Source organism: Microvirga guangxiensis, assembly GCF_900102135.1.
GTDB lineage: Bacteria > Pseudomonadota > Alphaproteobacteria > Rhizobiales > Beijerinckiaceae > Microvirga > Microvirga guangxiensis.
Map to the genome: position 1 here is coordinate 530,231 of NZ_FMVJ01000002.1, position 15,750 is coordinate 545,980.

Annotated in this window: 15 protein-coding genes; 5 read left to right on the forward strand and 10 right to left on the reverse strand. The window is 65.0% G+C overall.

Features of this window, described 5'->3' with window-relative positions:
* Nucleotides 1-32: 32 nt before the first annotated feature.
* The 6 genes from BLP10_RS02525 to BLP10_RS02550 all read right to left on the reverse strand — a co-directional run bounded on the left by BLP10_RS02525 (nt 33) and on the right by BLP10_RS02550 (nt 6,018).
* Complete coding sequence (locus BLP10_RS02525; RefSeq protein WP_091129302.1) at nt 33-641, reverse strand: 2'-5' RNA ligase family protein; 609 nt, start codon at nt 639-641, stop codon at nt 33-35.
* Nucleotides 642-704: 63 nt separating this feature from the next.
* The gene (locus BLP10_RS02530; RefSeq protein ID WP_091129305.1) at nt 705-1,070 is read right to left on the reverse strand and encodes a hypothetical protein; all 366 of its coding nucleotides are present in this window, start codon (nt 1,068-1,070) and stop codon (nt 705-707) included.
* Nucleotides 1,071-1,181: 111 nt separating this feature from the next.
* Nucleotides 1,182-2,066 carry a cytochrome c1 gene (locus BLP10_RS02535; RefSeq protein ID WP_091129309.1) on the reverse strand — a complete coding sequence of 295 codons (885 nt, stop codon included), beginning with the start codon at nt 2,064-2,066 and terminating at the stop codon, nt 1,182-1,184.
* Between the two features lie 24 nt (nt 2,067-2,090).
* Entirely contained in the window at nt 2,091-3,371 is a 1,281-nt protein-coding gene (locus BLP10_RS02540; RefSeq protein ID WP_091129311.1) for a cytochrome b, read from the reverse strand.
* Between the two features lie 24 nt (nt 3,372-3,395).
* A complete protein-coding gene (petA, locus tag BLP10_RS02545) occupies nt 3,396-3,944 on the reverse strand; it encodes a ubiquinol-cytochrome c reductase iron-sulfur subunit (protein WP_091130107.1) in 549 nt (182 codons plus the stop codon).
* A 208-nt stretch (nt 3,945-4,152) separates the two neighbouring features.
* Complete coding sequence (locus BLP10_RS02550) at nt 4,153-6,018, reverse strand: ABC transporter ATP-binding protein (RefSeq protein WP_091129314.1); 1,866 nt, start codon at nt 6,016-6,018, stop codon at nt 4,153-4,155.
* A 99-nt stretch (nt 6,019-6,117) separates the two neighbouring features.
* Here BLP10_RS02550 and BLP10_RS02555 point away from each other — a divergent pair, with 99 nt between their 5' ends.
* Entirely contained in the window at nt 6,118-6,612 is a 495-nt protein-coding gene (locus BLP10_RS02555; protein ID WP_091129317.1) for a tRNA (cytidine(34)-2'-O)-methyltransferase, read from the forward strand.
* Nucleotides 6,613-6,754: 142 nt separating this feature from the next.
* Nucleotides 6,755-7,651: an oxygen-dependent coproporphyrinogen oxidase gene (gene hemF, locus BLP10_RS02560; protein ID WP_091129321.1), complete on the forward strand. Its 897-nt coding sequence runs from the start codon at nt 6,755-6,757 to the stop codon at nt 7,649-7,651.
* 399 nt (nt 7,652-8,050) lie between these two features.
* Here the strand turns inward: hemF and BLP10_RS02565 are convergent, their stop codons facing one another.
* The 4 genes from BLP10_RS02565 to BLP10_RS02580 are packed head-to-tail and all read right to left on the reverse strand — an operon-like array spanning nt 8,051 to nt 10,786.
* Nucleotides 8,051-9,298: a CCA tRNA nucleotidyltransferase gene (locus BLP10_RS02565; protein ID WP_091129324.1), complete on the reverse strand. Its 1,248-nt coding sequence runs from the start codon at nt 9,296-9,298 to the stop codon at nt 8,051-8,053.
* A complete protein-coding gene (locus tag BLP10_RS02570; protein WP_091129327.1) occupies nt 9,295-9,552 on the reverse strand; it encodes a DUF6111 family protein in 258 nt (85 codons plus the stop codon). Before BLP10_RS02570 ends, BLP10_RS02565 begins: the two co-directional genes overlap by 4 nt.
* A complete protein-coding gene (locus BLP10_RS02575) occupies nt 9,549-10,187 on the reverse strand; it encodes a CoA pyrophosphatase (protein ID WP_091129331.1) in 639 nt (212 codons plus the stop codon). The genes BLP10_RS02570 and BLP10_RS02575 overlap by 4 nt, the downstream gene beginning before the upstream one ends.
* Entirely contained in the window at nt 10,184-10,786 is a 603-nt protein-coding gene (locus BLP10_RS02580) for a DUF1285 domain-containing protein (RefSeq protein WP_091129334.1), read from the reverse strand. Before BLP10_RS02580 ends, BLP10_RS02575 begins: the two co-directional genes overlap by 4 nt.
* A gap of 201 nt (nt 10,787-10,987) precedes the next feature.
* On the opposite strand from BLP10_RS02580, the gene BLP10_RS02585 reads away from it, so the two are divergent.
* Genes BLP10_RS02585 through BLP10_RS02595 form a run of 3 tightly spaced genes read left to right on the forward strand, consistent with a single transcriptional unit; the run spans nt 10,988 to nt 15,748 of the window.
* Nucleotides 10,988-12,004, forward strand: coding sequence for an AAA family ATPase (locus BLP10_RS02585; protein ID WP_091129337.1), 1,017 nt, complete (start codon nt 10,988-10,990; stop codon nt 12,002-12,004).
* A 10-nt stretch (nt 12,005-12,014) separates the two neighbouring features.
* A complete protein-coding gene (locus BLP10_RS02590) occupies nt 12,015-12,941 on the forward strand; it encodes a DUF58 domain-containing protein (protein ID WP_091129341.1) in 927 nt (308 codons plus the stop codon).
* A gap of 2 nt (nt 12,942-12,943) precedes the next feature.
* On the forward strand, nt 12,944-15,748 hold the full coding sequence (locus BLP10_RS02595) for a DUF4159 domain-containing protein (RefSeq protein ID WP_091129344.1): 2,805 nt from the start codon (nt 12,944-12,946) through the stop codon (nt 15,746-15,748).
* Nucleotides 15,749-15,750 lie beyond the last annotated feature (2 nt).

The window sequence follows — 15,750 nt, forward strand, 5'->3', positions numbered from 1 at the left end:
GGGGAAAGAGCGGTAGTGCTTTAGAGCGGCCTCTAAGCCAGGGGGAACGAGTGAATCTCGTCGAGGCCCTGACAGGGGAAGACCGTCTCGCGGATGATCTTGAGGCGCTCCACAGGAGCCGTGACCGAGACTGGGATCGCCTCGACAGCCGCGACGATCTCGTCCGGTATCATGTCGGGGGTCCGGTAGCGGGCGAGCGTCGTATGGATGAGATCGTAGAAGATCGGCCTCTGACCCGGAGGCGGCGGAATGACTTCGACGATAGCCCCGCGCATTTCGTCGATCAGGCCCGATTCATCATCCGCTATGGCGATGATGGCCGTATCCGTCACTTTCAGTCTGGAAAAGCGCAGCTCGAGCGGCGGATGCCCCCTGCAGATCCCCTCGACCAGAGCGCGGCAAGGCTCAAAGATGCTGCTCCAATAGGCTTCCTTGTCGAAGCGGTGCTTCACCTGAACAAAGGGATAGAGCGTGACGTGCAACGCCTCCGGCGGAGCCATGAAGAGCGGAACGGGCCAGCACCCGGCAATCGTCTCCTGCACCTGGGCGAGAGAAGCCTGAGTTTCGGCAGAAAGGTGTGGCTGGACGTGATAGGCGAGGCATCGCTGGCCCCAGATATCGTCGGCAATGGTCTGCAGCATGCCGTCCGCATTAAAGACGTCCTTGTGGGAAGTCACCCGAAACCTAAAGGCAAGAATTTGGATCTACGCACCCCGCTGGAAGACAAAGAATAGCCCGAAGCCAATGAGGATGAGTCCAGCACTCACGATCTTGGCCATGAGGAGCGGCAATGCTGCGCTCTCGATTTCAGCACGCCTCGCGGCTTTCTCGGCTGAGGACATTCTTTCCTCGGCAGCCATGAACTGGATGTAGAGACTTGCAGCTTGCCCGTGGACAATAGGTCTTCCGCGCTCCAGTTCGACCGTCAGCGCGATCAGCCCGACAATCAAGCCGAGGATGCCTACGCCTAGGAATCCTACAATGCTATAGGCGACATAGGACGTTGCACCCAGGCTCACCACCAGCAGGGCGAGATACGCTATGTGAGACATCCCTATGCGCAGGCGCATGTTGCCTCCAAGGGTTAAGCCCTCTCTGACAACACGGTTGCGAACGTCCCGTTTCGCTGATCGCTCAAAGCCGAAAAGAAAAAGGCCCCGGTTTCCGGGGCCTTTCGAACTTTAGGGATTGTGGGTCATCGGAGGCGTCGCGTGGCCTTCGACCTCGCCGCCCACCCGGGCCCAAACCTTCTTCTTCGTGAAGTAGAGCAGGCCCGAGAGCACCAGCAGGAACAGCATGACCTGGAAGCCGAGACGCTTGCGGGCTTCGAGGTGCGGTTCAGCCGTCCAGGTGAGGAAGGCCGTCACGTCCTTGGCGTATTGCTCGACGGTTTCCGGAGCCTGAGGCTGGCCGGCCTCGTTCTTCGGATACTCCACCTGGCCGTTGCTGAGCGGGTTCGGCATCGCGATCACGTGGCCCGGATAATAGTGGTTGTAGTGACCACCTTCGGGCACCGTGAAGCCAGCCGGGGGCTCCTGATAGCCGGTCATCAGCGCCACGAGGTAATCGGCGCCGTTCTCGGAATACTGGCGGAACACGTCGGTGATGAACCAGGGGAAGCCGCGCTCGTAAGTGCGGGCCTTGGCCATCAGCGAGAGATCCGGCGGAGCCTTGCCGCCGTTGGCCGCAGCGGCCGCGTTCTCGTTCGGGAACGGCGACGGGAAGCGGTCGGCCGGGCGGCCGGGGCGCTGGAACATGTCGCCGGACTCGTTCGGGCCGTCATTGATCTGATACTCGGCAGCGAGAGCCTTGACCTGCGCCTCGGAGAATTCCGGGCCGCCCGGCTCCGCGAGATTGCGGAAGGCGACATAGCTCAGGCCGTGGCAGGAGGCGCAAACCTCCCGGTAGACCTTGAAGCCGCGCTGGAGCTGAGCCCGGTCGAAGGTGCCGAACGGACCCTGGAAAGTCCATTTCTGCTGCGGCGGGACCGGGGTCTCGCCGGCCGCGAAGGCGGCGCCCGAGAAGCCGAGAACGGCAGCCGCGATGAGAAGAGTACGCTTCATCATTGTTCTGTTTCCTCTACTCTCGCATCAGCCCTTGGAATGCGGCTCGGGATTGGCGCCGGCCGGCACACCTGCCCCGCCCTTCTGCACGCCCATCACGGATTCGAGGATCGAATTCGGCAGCGGCAGCGGACGCTCGACGAAGCCGAGCACCGGCAGGACGATGAGGAAGTGGGCGAAGTAGTACACGGTGCAGATCTGCGACGCGATCACGTACCAGCCCTCAGCCGGACGGGAACCCAGCCAGCCGAGAATGACGCACACCACCACGAACAGCCAGAAGAACTGCTTGTAGAGCGGGCGGTAGGCCGTGGAGCGCACCTTGGAGGTGTCGAGCCAGGGCATGAAGCACCAGATCACGATGGCAGCGCCCATGGCGATGACGCCGCCGAGCTTGTCGGGAATGGCGCGCAGGATCGCGTAGAAGGGCAGGAAGTACCACTCGGGGACGATGTGCGCGGGCGTGACTGCCGGATTCGCCGGGATGTAGTTGTCCGCATGGCCGAGATAGTTCGGCATGTAGAACACCCAGTAGGCGAAGAACAGCATGAACACGACGACGGCGAAGATGTCCTTGATCGTGGCGTAGGGCGTGAACGGAACCGCGTCCTTGCCCGACTTGATCGGAATGCCGGTCGGGTTGTTCTGGCCCGGCACGTGCAGCGCCCAGATGTGCAGGGCGACGACGCCCGCGATCATGAAGGGCAGCAGGTAGTGCAGGGAGAAGAAGCGGTTCAGGGTCGGGTTGCCCACCGAGTAGCCGCCCCAGAGGTAGCTGACGATGGTGTCGCCGACGACCGGGATCGCCGAGAACAGGTTGGTGATCACGGTGGCGCCCCAGAAGCTCATCTGGCCCCAGGGAAGCACGTAGCCCATGAAGGCGGTGGCCATCATGAGGAGGAAGATGATCACGCCCAGGATGTAGAGCACTTCACGCGGCGCCTTGTAGGAGCCGTAGTAGAAGTTGCGGAAGATGTGGATGTACACGGCGACGAAGAACATCGACGCGCCGTTGGCGTGCAGGTAGCGGATGAGCCAGCCGTAGTTCACGTCGCGCATGATGTGCTCGACGGACTGGAAGGCGAGGCCCGCATTCGGCGTGTAGTACATCGCCAGGAACACGCCCGTCACGATCTGCGAGACGAGCATGAACACCAGGATGGCGCCGAAGGTCCAGAAATAGGTGAGGTTCCGCGGCACCGGGAAGGCGATGAACGAGGAATGGACGAGGCCTGCGATGGGCAAGCGGCTTTCGAACCACTTACCGAAGGCGCTCTTGGGAACGTAAGTTGTAGGATGTGCGCTCATGATTATCGCCTGATCGTCCCGGGGTTACGCCGTGGCTTCTTGGCCGATGATGATCTTCGTGTCGGACGCGAAGGAATAGGGCGGGATCGGCAGATTGATCGGAGCCGGACCGCCGCGGACGCGACCGGAGGTATCGAAGACAGAGCCGTGGCAGGGGCAGAACCAGCCATTGTATTCGCCGGAATTGCCCAGCGGCACGCAGCCCAGATGGGTGCAGTTGCCGTAAACGATGAGCCACTGGGGCTTGCCTTCCTTCACGCGGGCCGAGTCGGCCTGCGGGTCGCGGAGGCTCGCCACGTTCACGTCCTCGGCAGACTTGATCTCCTCGGCCGTGCGGTGACGGATGAAGATCAGCTTGCCGCGCCAGAAGACCTTAACGATCTGCCCTTCGGCGATCGGAGTCAGGTCGACTTCGACGGGGGCGCCCGCAGCCACCGTCGCCGCGTCGGGCGCCAGGGACTGGACGAAGGGCCATACCAGGGTTGCTCCGCCGACAGCGGCGGCTGCGCCCGTGGCGATGTAGAGGAAATCGCGCCGTGTCGGCTCAGCGACATGAGTGGTGGTCTCGGCCACGTGGCTCTCCAGCATTGATCAAAAACGAGAACCGCGCATCGGCAATGCCTTGCGACGCAAGGCATTCGGCACACCGGCTCCTACAATAAGGAACAAGCATACGCGTCAACGCGCACGCAATGCGACTGGGAGTCGCCGCGCGGTGGCTCTTTGGCACGGCCAAGCCCGGCTGTCCATAGCCGGATTGGAGTTGTTCCAACCTGTTCCCTTAGAAAGACACCGCTTCCGGGGTTCCATTTCCCTCCCCGGCCCCGAGAAAACCGCCCGACTGGCGACGCCAGAGCCGCGCGTAGAGGCCGCCGGCCCGAAGCAGCTCCGCATGGCTGCCTTCCTCCAGAATCCGCCCCTCCTCGAGCACGATCAGCCGATCGAGGGCCGCGATGGTGGAGAGGCGATGGGCGATGGCGAGCACTGTCTTGCCCTCCATGAGGGTGGAGAGGGATTCCTGGATCGCCGCCTCGACCTCCGAGTCCAGGGCTGAGGTGGCCTCGTCCAGCACCAGGATCGGGGCATTCTTGAGGATCACCCGGGCGATCGCGATGCGCTGGCGCTGGCCGCCAGAGAGCTTCACGCCCCGCTCGCCCACATGGGCGTCATAGCCCCGCCGTCCCCGGTGATCCTCGAGGCCCATGATGAAATCGTGCGCGTGAGCGAGCCTTGCGGCCTCGATGATCTCCCGCTCCGAGGCCCCTGCCCTGCCATAGGCGATGTTGTCCCGGATCGAGCGGTGGAGGAGCGAGGTGTCCTGGGTGACCACGGCGATGGCGGAGCGCAGGGAATCCTGCGAGACCTTGGAAATGTCCTGCCCGTCGATGAGGACACGCCCGCCCTCCACGTCGTGAAGGCGCAGGAGAAGCGAGGTGATGGTGGTCTTGCCCGCGCCGCTGGTGCCGACGAGGCCCACCTTCTCGCCGGCCCGGATCGTGAGATTGAGCCCTTCGATCACGCCCCCCTCCTTCCCGTAATGGAAGGAGACGTCCTCGAACCGGATCTCGCCCCGCGCCACTCTCAGGCGGGGCGCCTGGGGCTCATCCACGAGCCCGTGCGGGCGGGCGATGGTCTGCATGCTTTCCTGGACCGTGCCGATGTTCTCGAACACGTCGCGGACCGTATGCATGACCCACCCGGACATGGCGAGGATGCGCATGACCAGGGCGAGCCCCGCCGCGGCGTCGCCGCTCGTCATGACGCCCCGGCTCCACAGCATGACCGAGAGGGTTCCGGTGGCGGCGAGAAGCAGGCTGTTCATGATCGAGAGAACGCCCGTGACGGACGTGTTCAGCCTCAGGGATCGCAGAAAGGCGTCCGTATTCGCCCCCACGGCCTCCCTGACGGCCGAGCGCTCCTCGTCGGCACGGGCGAAGAGCTTGACCGTGAGGATGTTGGTGTAGCTGTCGACCACCCGGCCCACCAGCTGCGAGCGGGTGTCGGCCACCTTCAGGGACCGCTCCTTGGCGCGCGGCACGAAGAACCACAGGAGAAGGCCATATCCGAGAACCCAGATTCCCATGGGCAGGGCGAGCCAGGGGCTGATGCTGGTAAAGACGCCGAGCGCCGTGACCGCATAGATCACCACGTAGAGCAGCGTATCGATCAGGGTCACGGCGATGGAGCGGATCGCCCCGCCGCCCTGCATGACGCGGTTGGCGAGGCGGCCCGCGAAATCGGCCTGGAAATAGCTCACCGCATGGCCCAGCGTGTAAACATGGGTCCGCCAGCGGATCATGTTGGTGCTCTGGGGAATGAGCACCTGATTGGAAACCACCTCATGCGCGAAGTGCAGGACGGGCCTGACGAGCACGACGAGGGCTGCCATCACGATGAGCGTGGTTCCATGATCCGCCCAGATCCGGTCCGGGGTGGAACCGGCCAGGATGTCCACCAGCCAGCCCAGCATGATGTAGAGGGACGATTCGAACAGCCCCGCGGCCAGCGCCACGAAGAACAGGATGACGAGCCAGAAGCGGACCGGCCTGAGATAGTGCCAGGTGAAGCCGCCCACCGTACCCGGCGGGGTCTTGTTCTCATCGAACGGCGCGAACGGATCGATCCGACTTTCCAGCCACCGGAACATGCCCTTCCCCGAATTCTGTTCTGAAGTCACCCTGCTTTAACACGAGGCGGACCTAAGCGTTCACTTGACGAGAGCCCTTCCTGCCCCGATGACGGAGCCATGCCCCGTTCTTCCACGCCCTGCCTTGCCATTTTCCAGCCGGACATTCCGCAGAACACCGGCACCATGCTGCGCCTCGCGGCCTGCCTCGGCGTGCCCGTCCACATCATCGAGCCCGCGGCCTTCGATGTCTCGGACCGAAACCTGCGCCGCTCCGGCATGGACTATCTCAACAGCGTGACGATCACGCGTCACATTTCCTGGCGGGCCTTCGAGGAATGGCGGCAGGCCGGAAAAGGACGGCTGGTGCTCGCCACCACCAAGGGCGCTGTGCCCTACACGGATTTCACATACGAACCCGATGACATCATCCTCGTCGGGCGCGAGTCGGCCGGCGTGCCGGACGAGGTTCACGCGGCTTCGGATGCCCGGATCATCATTCCGATGCAGACAGGCATGCGCTCGCTCAACGTGGCCGTGACCGCCGCCATGATCCTCGGCGAAGCCTTGCGGCAGACCCATTCGTTTCCACGCGCGGAGACACCGAACCAGTGACCGCGAACACCGCCCTCGTCTTGAGGAGGGCCGCAGGCCCGTCTCGAAAGAGGTTCCAGCGCACTCTGGACACTCCTTCGAGACGCCGCTACGCGGCTCCTCAGGATGAGGTTTCCATCTGATCCGAAGGGATAGCCTTGCCATGACCGACAAAGCCGACATCGAGCGCCTGCAGATCGAAGCGCCGCTCTGGTTCGCCTCTCTCCGCGACCGGATCTGCGCCGCCTTCGAACAATTGGAGGACGAGGTCACGGCTCCCCTGCCGCCGGAGGCCTCGAAACCGGGCCGCTTCGAGCGCACTCCGTGGGAGCGCAAGGACCACAGCGGCGCGCCGGGCGGCGGCGGCGTGATGTCGATGATGCGCGGCCGCGTGTTCGAGAAGGTCGGCGTGCACGTCTCGACGGTGCATGGCGAATTCGCACCGGAATTCCGCGGCCAGATTCCGGGCTCCGATCAGGACCCGCGCTTCTGGGCCGGCGGCATCTCGCTGATCGCCCATCCGTGGAACCCGAACGTGCCCACCGTTCACATGAACACGCGCTTCGTGGTGACGACGAAAGCCTGGTTCGGCGGCGGCGCCGATCTTACGCCGGTTCTCGACCGCAGGCGCACGCAGGACGATCCCGACACGATCGCCTTTCACGCGCTCATGGAAGAAGCCTGCAGCCGCCACGCGCCGCAGGGCTCCTACGAGAAGTACAAGAAATGGTGCGACGAGTATTTCTATCTCAAGCACCGTCACGAGCCGCGCGGCATCGGCGGCATCTTCTACGATTATCACTGGACGGGAAATCCGGACGAGGATCTCGCCTTCACCAAGGATGTAGGCGAAGCCTTCCTGAAGATCTATCCCGAGATCGTGCGCCGCAACGTGTTCGACAGCTGGACCGAGGAGGACCGCATCGAGCAGCAGGTGCGGCGCGGCCGCTATGTGGAGTTCAACCTGCTCTACGACCGCGGCACGATTTTCGGCCTGAAGACCGGCGGCAACATCGCGTCGATCCTGTCCTCCATGCCGCCGACGGTGCGCTGGCCGTAAGGTTTCTCAGGCGTCATGCGGGACTGCGAAGCGACAGCCGGGATCGCGTGACGAGAAGCGCATGCTCTTCCCTCCCCCTTGAGGGGAGGGGTAGGGGTGGGGGTCGTGAAGTCAGAGCGCTGCGGCTATTCCAGTGAACACGACAGCCCGACAGTGTCATTCCCGGCCGAAGCGCAGCGGAGGGGAAGGGAATCCACCCACACGCACTGCGCTATGGATCCCCTTCCCTCGCTGACGCTCGCCGGGGATGACAGAACTGGTTCAGCCATTCACCCGGTCAGACCACCCCCACCCCTTCCCCTCCCCGCAAGGGGGAGGGAATACGCGCTCGATCCTCCCGACGGTCCTGGCTCGTATGCGCCGTTCGCAATGACGGATTCATCATGACCGATGCGTCGGTCAGCCCTGCGCCAAAACCCGCTGCAGCAAGTCCTTCGCGTAGGCATCGTCCGTGCGGCATCCCTCCGCAAGCCAGGCCTGACGCGCCCGCGTGAGAGCCTCGCCGACTCTCGGCCCCTTCGGAATTCCTCCCGCGACGAGATCCGCGCCGCGCAATGGAAAAACAGGCACTGGCTCCGCGCCTGTTCGATAGTTCTCGACCGCGCTCCTTGCATCGTCCTGAACGATCGGCGCCGGCTCTCCGGCTATGGCAGCAAGCACGGCGCTCAACGTCTCCACGCCGTGATCGGCCACGAGCCGACGGACGGCGTTCGCATCGAGCGGCAGGGCCCATGTCTTCAACACAGCGAGCAGGCGCGCATAGGCCGCGAGCTTCTTGTGCTCGTCGTTGGACAACCTCAGATGCTCGCGCAGGCGCTCCGCATCCTGCTCCACCATCATGGCGAGGGCCGCGAGACGCCAGATCGCAACCGGATTGTCCCGATCGAAATCCGCAACGCGGCTGAACCGTCCGAGTTCGGCAGCACCGGCGAGAAGCCACGTGAGAAAACCGTGATGGCTGAGAACGCGAAGCGTCTCTTCCGCGCGCCGCGCCGCGAGGAGCCGGAGCAGCTCATGGCGGATTCGTTCCTTCGACAGGATCGCCAGTCCCTGACGTTCGATCCCCGAAGCGGCAAGTCCCTCCGCGTCCGGATCGCCTTGGGCATATTCCGCGTGGAATCGGAAGAAACGCATGATGCGCAGGTAATCCTCGCGGATGCGCGTGCGCGCATCGCCGATGAAGCGCACGCGCCGCGCGCTCAGATCGGCAACGCCATTCGTGTAGTCGTGGAGCTTGCCGTCGAGGCCGAGCGACAGCGCATTGATGGTGAAATCGCGCCGCTTCGCATCCACCTCGAAATCGCGGCCGAAGCGGACGACGGCGTAGCGACCATCCGTTTCCACATCTTCACGAAGCGTCGTGACCTCGAAGGGCACGCCATCGATGATCACCGTGATCGTGCCATGATCGATGCCCGTCGGCACGAACTTGAAGCCTGCCCCCTTGGCCCGCTCGATCATGGCCTCGGGCAGCATCGTGGTGGTGCAATCCACATCGGACAGGGGCTTGCCGATCAGCGCGTTGCGCACCGCACCGCCCACGATGCGCGTCTCCTCGCCGCCGCCGTTGAAGGCCTCGAGCAGGCGGCGCAGCTGCGGGCGCTCGAGCAGCGCCTGCAGCGCCTTATGGTCGAGAGTATCGTTCACTGAAACTGCCCCGGGACGACCCGTCCGTTTTCCATATGCGTGGGCACGAAAGCACCGGTATTCCGCTCGGTCGTCAAGCCCGTGACGAGAAACGAGGCAATGACCATGACGAGCCCTGCAAGGGCAAGCCAGAACGATTGATCGCTCCAGGAGGACCAGACCAATGCATTGCGGCGACGGATGACGAGATAGGAAGCAAAGAGAACGAAAGGCAGGAGAAACAGCACCAATCCCTGCAAGAACGCGCGTGTCATGGTGAGTAAAGCCTTTCATACAGATTGCGGATGATGCCCGCCGTTACGCCCCAGATATAGCGCCCTTCATAGGGCATTGCATAATAACGCCTGAGTGTTCCCTTCCATTCGCGGGAATGAAGCTCGTGGCGATCCGGATTCATGAGGAATGTCAGCGGCACCTCGAACGCGTCGGCCACTTCGTTCGGGTTGATGCTGAGCGTGTAGGACGGAGAAACCTGCGCCACCACGGGAATGACGAGATAATTGGTGGTCGAGAGATAGGCATCGAGATAGCCGATGAGTTCGATGTAACGGCTATCGAGGCCGATTTCCTCCTGAGCTTCGCGGCAGGCCGCCGCCAGAATCGAATCGTCGGTCGGATCGACCCGCCCGCCGGGGAAGGCGATCTGCCCCGAGTGCTGGCGCAGATGAGCGGAGCGCTCCGTCAGCAGCAGGGCAGGCTCCTCCCGCATCACGACGGGCACCAGCACGGCGGCGGGCTTGGGCTGGAGAGGATAAACGAGAGGCACATTGTCGAGGCTGTGGTCTCCCCGCGGATCGGCGAGCGCATCCTCCAGATGCGGGGGCTCGTGGCGCAGGCGCTGCGCGGCAAGGGCGAGGAAATCCGGGGCATCCAGGGGTGCGGCCCTCATGGAACCTCCCCCAGATCCGAGGCTGCGACGATGGGAAAGAAGGCCCGTTCCACCGCGATCCCGAACATCCTTTGGCCCTCGACCTCCCGCTCCTCGGCAAGGGCCATCAGGTCCAGGGCGAGCGCGCGGGTGACGAGCGCCCACAAGTCGCCGCGCACCTTCACATAAGGCTTCACGCCCCCGTGCTGGTCCTGCTCGAAGCGCAGGGGATGATCCGGCCCCACCTGCACGAGATCGTCCACATTGGTGCGGAAGGCGATCTGGCGCGCCTCTCCCTCCCCTTCCAGAGCCATCTCGACGGCAAGGAAGGGGGCATCCTCGACGATGATTCCCACCCGCTCCACCGGCGTGACCAGCACGTAGCGCTCGGGATCCCTGCGAAGAACTGTGGAGAACAATTTTACGAGAGCGGGCCGGTTGATGGGCGAACCCATGTAATGCCACGAGCCGTCAGCCGCGATGCGCATGTCGATCTCGCCGCAATAGGGCGGGTTCCAGCGCTCGACCGGAGGCGGCCCCTTGCGTTTGGCGTCGGAGCCGAGCGCCTCCGTGAGGCGGGACAGGGCGCTGCCGGGAATGGAGGTGTTGGAATCCGTCATGACACAAGCGTGAACAATTAATATGGCTTTGGGGATCGACGTGGGGCGGCTATCGGCTACTTCCTAAGCATAGAGTCCTCAGCAGCAACGTCCAATCCTTCGAGCCCCCCCTCTGCGGCGCATCGACCCTTGCCACTCGATAGGCATCGAAGGCAGACTAAGTGTTTGGGGGCGTATGCAAGGAAGAGGGAGAGTGACCTCATGACGGCCAGCATTTCTCAAGCGCCCACCGCCCTGGACGATGCGATCATCCGCAATGCGGAGGCGACGCTTGAGACTGTCGGGCGCGCCCGGGAGGCCATTCACACGGTCATCTTCGGCCAGGAGGACGTGGTCGATCAGACCCTGATCACCCTGCTCGCGGGCGGTCACGGCCTGCTCGTGGGCGTTCCCGGCCTCGCCAAGACGAAGCTCGTTGAGACCCTCGGCACGGTCCTGGGCTTGGACGCCCGCCGTATCCAGTTCACCCCCGACCTCATGCCCTCCGACATTCTGGGGTCCGAGATTCTCGACGAGGGCGCCGACCGCCGCCGCTCCTTCCGCTTCGTGAAAGGCCCGGTCTTCGCCCAGCTTCTCATGGCGGACGAGATCAACCGCGCGAGCCCGCGCACCCAATCCGCCCTGCTCCAGGCCATGCAGGAGCATCACGTTTCCGTGGGCGGCGAGCGGCACGACCTGCCCCAGCCCTTCCATGTGCTGGCAACCCAGAACCCCATCGAGCAGGAAGGCACCTATCCCCTGCCCGAGGCACAGCTCGACCGCTTCCTTCTCCAGATCGACGTGAGCTACCCGACCCGCGAGGCGGAGCGGCGCATCCTCATCGAAACCACCGGCGCGGAGGATCACAAGCCCGTCGCCGTGATGAACGCCGAAGCGCTGATGAACGCCCAGCGCCTCGTGCGCCGTCTGCCCGTCGGCGAGAGCGTGGTCGAGGCGATCCTCGATCTCGTGCGCTCCGCCCGTCCCGAGGGCGAGAGCCTCGAGGGCGTGACCGACCGGATTCTCTGGGGCCCCGGCCCCCGCGCCAGCCAGGCCCTGATGCTGGCCGTGCGCGCCCGCGCGCTCATCGAGGGGCGGGTCGCACCTTCCATCGCGGACGTGGTGGCGCTGGCGGAGCCCGTTCTCAAGCACCGCATGGCGCTCACCTTCTCAGCGCGGGCCGACGGAGAGACGCTTTCCAGCGTCATCGGTCGCCTCACCGCACGGCTGGCAGGGTAAGGCCCGCGTCATGACCCGCGTCCGGGTCCTTCCCGAGAGCGCCCGTTCGCCGGGACGCCAGGAAACCGAGAGCGCCCTCTCGCTCGCTCACCGCATGCCACGCCTCGTGCTCGAGGCGAGGCGCGTGGCGGCGAACCTCGCCCACGGCATCCATGGCCGCAGGCGCTCGGGCGTGGGCGAGAGCTTTTGGCAGTTCCGCCCCTTCGTGGCGGGCGAGGCGGCGCAGCGCATCGACTGGCGCCGCTCCGGCCGCGACGACCGGCTCTATGTGCGCGAACGGGAATGGGAGACCGCGCAGACCCTGTGGGTGTGGATCGACCGCTCCGCCTCTATGGCCTACTCGTCGGAACTCGCGCAGGCTCCCAAGATCGAACGCGCCGTCGTGCTTGGTCTCGCGATGGCGAGCAGCTTCGTGGAGGCCGGGGAGCGGGTCGGCATGCTGGGCCTCATGGCTCCGCGCGCCACGCGGCGCATCGCCGAGACCATGGCCCAGACATTGGTGACGGACCGCACTTCCCTCGAAGAGGATCTTCCCCCCGGCGCGCCCATCGCCCCTCAGCATGAGGCCATCCTGATCGGCGACTTTCTCACCCCCGTGCGCGACATCGCCGCCACCGTGGAAGGCATTTCCGCCCGCGGGGCGCGCGGCCATCTCGTCATGATCGTCGACCCTGTCGAGGAGATCTTCCCGTTTCAGGGCCAGGCCGTTCTTCACGATCTGGAGGACGGAATCTCTCTGCGCATCGGCGATGCGGAATCTTGGGGACGCGCCTATCGCGAGCGCATCGAGATGCATCGCGCCGAATTGCAGGAGCTGACGCGCCGCCGCGGCTGGACCTTCACGATCCACCGCACCGACCGACCCGCGAGCGAAGCGGCGCTTCGTCTCCTCACCCTGGTCGCCGCCGCGCGCGGCGCGAGTGTGGGAGGGCGCTGATCATGCTGGGCCTTCCCCTCACCTTCGCAGTTCCGCTGGTTCTCACGGCGCTCGCGGCGCTGCCGGCGATCTGGCTGCTCCTGCGCATCACGCCGCCGCAGCCGAAGCGCGTCGATTTTCCGCCGCTCAAGATTCTCGCCGACCTTCGCCCCGAGCAGGAAACGCCCGCCCGCACGCCCTGGTGGCTTCTGCTGATGCGGCTGCTGCTCGCGGCCTTTCTCATTCTCGCAGCGTCGGGCCCGATCTGGAATCCCCTGGCCGAGGACAACAGCCGCACGCCCCTGCTGCTCGTCGTGGATAACGGCCTGGCCGCCGCTCACGATTGGCGCGACCGACTGAATCTGGCCTCCGAGCGCATCGAGGCGGCGGGCCGCGACGGGCGCACCGTCGCCGTTCTGGGCACGGCGGAAGCGTCCGCCGCACTCGAACTGACCAGCCCGGCCGCCGCGTTGGAGCGCCTGCGCTCCCTGAAGCCGCAACCGCATCTTCAGGATCGCGGCGCGCATCTCGAATCCATCCGGCGTCTCCTGGACAGCACGCCCGATACGCATATCGTCTGGATCAGCGACGGGGTGGTCGGCGTTGACGGGCAAGGCTTCATCGACGGCTTGGCGCAGATGACTGACGATCAGCGGGTCACGGTGCTCAAATCCGAACGCGCCTCCACGCTTGCCTTGGCAGGCATCGAGAATGCGGGCGGCCGCCTGAATGTCCGTGTCGTGCGCGCAGAGCCCAACGGCCGCGATTCAGGAACGCTCCGTGCGGTCGATCTCAAGAACCTGCCGCTCGCGGACATGCGCTTCAGCTTCGACGGGAATGCGACCGAGACCAGCGTCGCCTTCGATCTTCCCACCGAGATCAGAAACTCGATCGCGCGCATCGAAATCCTCGGCGAGAGTTCGGCGGGCGCGGTGAACCTGATCGACGAGCGCGGCAAGCGCAGACGCGTGGGTCTCGTCTTCGGCGGCACCGCCGATCAGACTCAGCCGCTTCTGTCGCCGCTCTACTACATCGAGCGCGCGCTCTCGCCCTATTCCGAAATCCGCATGGGCCGCGGCGGCGTGGCCGATGCGGTGAACCAGCTCATCGAGGAGCAGGTTTCCATTCTCGTGCTCGCGGATGTGGGCGGCCTCGACCGCGAGACCCTCGGCAAGGTCACGGCCTTCGTCGAGCAGGGCGGATTGCTGCTACGCTTTGCAGGCTCCCGCCTGGCCGCAGGCAATGACGAACTCGTGCCGGTGCGCCTGCGCCGCGGCGGGAGAAGCCTCGGCGGATCGCTCTCATGGGACACGCCGAAAACCTTCGCGCCCTTCACCCGCGAAAGCCCGTTCTTCGGCCTCGACGTTCCGGAGGAGATCGGAATCCGTCGCCAGATTCTCGCGGAGCCCGACGGTGACCTGCCGTCGCGCACCTGGGCCTCGCTCGTGGATGGCACACCCATCGTGACGGCGGACAAGCGTGGTGACGGTCTCGTCGTGCTCTTCCACGTCACCGCAGATGCCACCTGGTCGAACCTTCCCCTCTCCGGCCTCTTCGTCGACATGCTCCGCCGGATCACGGCTCTTGCGGGCACCACCAGCGACGTGAATGCGGAAGCGCGCGCCGCGGAGATCGAAACCATTGCTCCCCGCCTGACCCTCGACGGCTACGGCGTGTTCACGACGCCGCCCGCCAATGCCCGCGCCATCCCGCGCAGCTACGCCGAGCGCGCCACCGGCGAGCACCCGCCGGGCTTCTACGGCCCGGTGGATTCCAGCCTTGCCCTGAATGCGCTCTTGCCTGGAGACAAGCTCGTGCCTCTCGACGTCGCTCCGCTCAACGCGCGGATTGCTCCGCTGGCAGGCGCTCAAACCATCGATCTGCGCATGCCGCTCTTCATGCTCGCCCTCATCCTGCTTCTTGCAGACACGCTCGCCTCTCTCTGGCTGGGAGGCCATCTCTCGAATCTGACGGGACGCCTGCGCAAGGCAGGCGCTGCCGCCGCCATCCTTCTCGCGTCGATGATGCTCTTCACATCGGGCTTCGACGCGAAGGCGCAGGAGCTGGGCTCCCGGCGGATTGACGAGAATGCCAATCCCGCTCTCGTCACGCGCCTCGCCTACGTCATCACAGGCGATGCGGGGGTCGATGAAGCGAGCCGCGCGGGGCTTGCCGGTCTGACGCAGATCCTGTCGCAGCGCACGGCCCTCACACCCGGCGATCCCATCGGCATCGATCCGTCGCGAGACGAAGTCGCGTTCTACCCGCTGATCTACTGGCCCATCGTGGCCACGCGGCCCATCCCGCCGGAATCCGCCATCCGCAAGCTCGACGCCTTCATGAAGGGCGGCGGCACAGTGATCTTCGACACGCGCGATGCCTTCAACAACCGTCCCGACGGCGCCGTCAGCGCGGAAGGGCAATATCTGCGCCGCATGCTCGCGACCCTCGATATTCCCGAGCTCGAGCCTGTGCCGAACGATCACGTTCTGACGAAGACGTTCTATATTCTCGATGCTTTCCCCGGCCGCTACGCCACCGGGCAGACCTGGGTCCAGGCTCTGCCTCCGCAGACGGAAGGCGAGGAGAACCGCCCTGCCCGCTCCGGTGACAGCGTGTCTCCCATCATCATCACCTCCAACGACCTTGCCGCGGCCTGGGCCGTCGGTCCGCGCGGCGAATATCTCTTTCCCGTCGTCGGAAGCGATCCGCGTCAGCGTGAGCTGGCCTATCGCAGCGGCATCAACATCGTGATGTATTCGCTCACCGGAAACTACAAGGCCGATCAGGTACACGTGCCCGCGCTCCTGGAGCGCCTGGGGCAGTAAGG

Coding starts and splice junctions, on each gene's coding strand:
- BLP10_RS02525 (WP_091129302.1), bottom strand. CDS start 641: ATGCTGCAGACCATTGCCGACGATATCTGGGGCCAGCGATGCCTCGCC.
- BLP10_RS02530 (WP_091129305.1), bottom strand. CDS start 1,070: ATGCGCCTGCGCATAGGGATGTCTCACATAGCGTATCTCGCCCTGCTG.
- BLP10_RS02535 (WP_091129309.1), bottom strand. CDS start 2,066: ATGATGAAGCGTACTCTTCTCATCGCGGCTGCCGTTCTCGGCTTCTCG.
- BLP10_RS02540 (WP_091129311.1), bottom strand. CDS start 3,371: ATGAGCGCACATCCTACAACTTACGTTCCCAAGAGCGCCTTCGGTAAG.
- BLP10_RS02550 (WP_091129314.1), bottom strand. CDS start 6,018: ATGTTCCGGTGGCTGGAAAGTCGGATCGATCCGTTCGCGCCGTTCGAT.
- BLP10_RS02555 (WP_091129317.1), top strand. CDS start 6,118: ATGCCCCGTTCTTCCACGCCCTGCCTTGCCATTTTCCAGCCGGACATT.
- hemF (WP_091129321.1), top strand. CDS start 6,755: ATGACCGACAAAGCCGACATCGAGCGCCTGCAGATCGAAGCGCCGCTC.
- BLP10_RS02570 (WP_091129327.1), bottom strand. CDS start 9,552: ATGACACGCGCGTTCTTGCAGGGATTGGTGCTGTTTCTCCTGCCTTTC.
- BLP10_RS02575 (WP_091129331.1), bottom strand. CDS start 10,187: ATGAGGGCCGCACCCCTGGATGCCCCGGATTTCCTCGCCCTTGCCGCG.
- BLP10_RS02580 (WP_091129334.1), bottom strand. CDS start 10,786: ATGACGGATTCCAACACCTCCATTCCCGGCAGCGCCCTGTCCCGCCTC.
- BLP10_RS02585 (WP_091129337.1), top strand. CDS start 10,988: ATGACGGCCAGCATTTCTCAAGCGCCCACCGCCCTGGACGATGCGATC.
- BLP10_RS02590 (WP_091129341.1), top strand. CDS start 12,015: ATGACCCGCGTCCGGGTCCTTCCCGAGAGCGCCCGTTCGCCGGGACGC.
- BLP10_RS02595 (WP_091129344.1), top strand. CDS start 12,944: ATGCTGGGCCTTCCCCTCACCTTCGCAGTTCCGCTGGTTCTCACGGCG.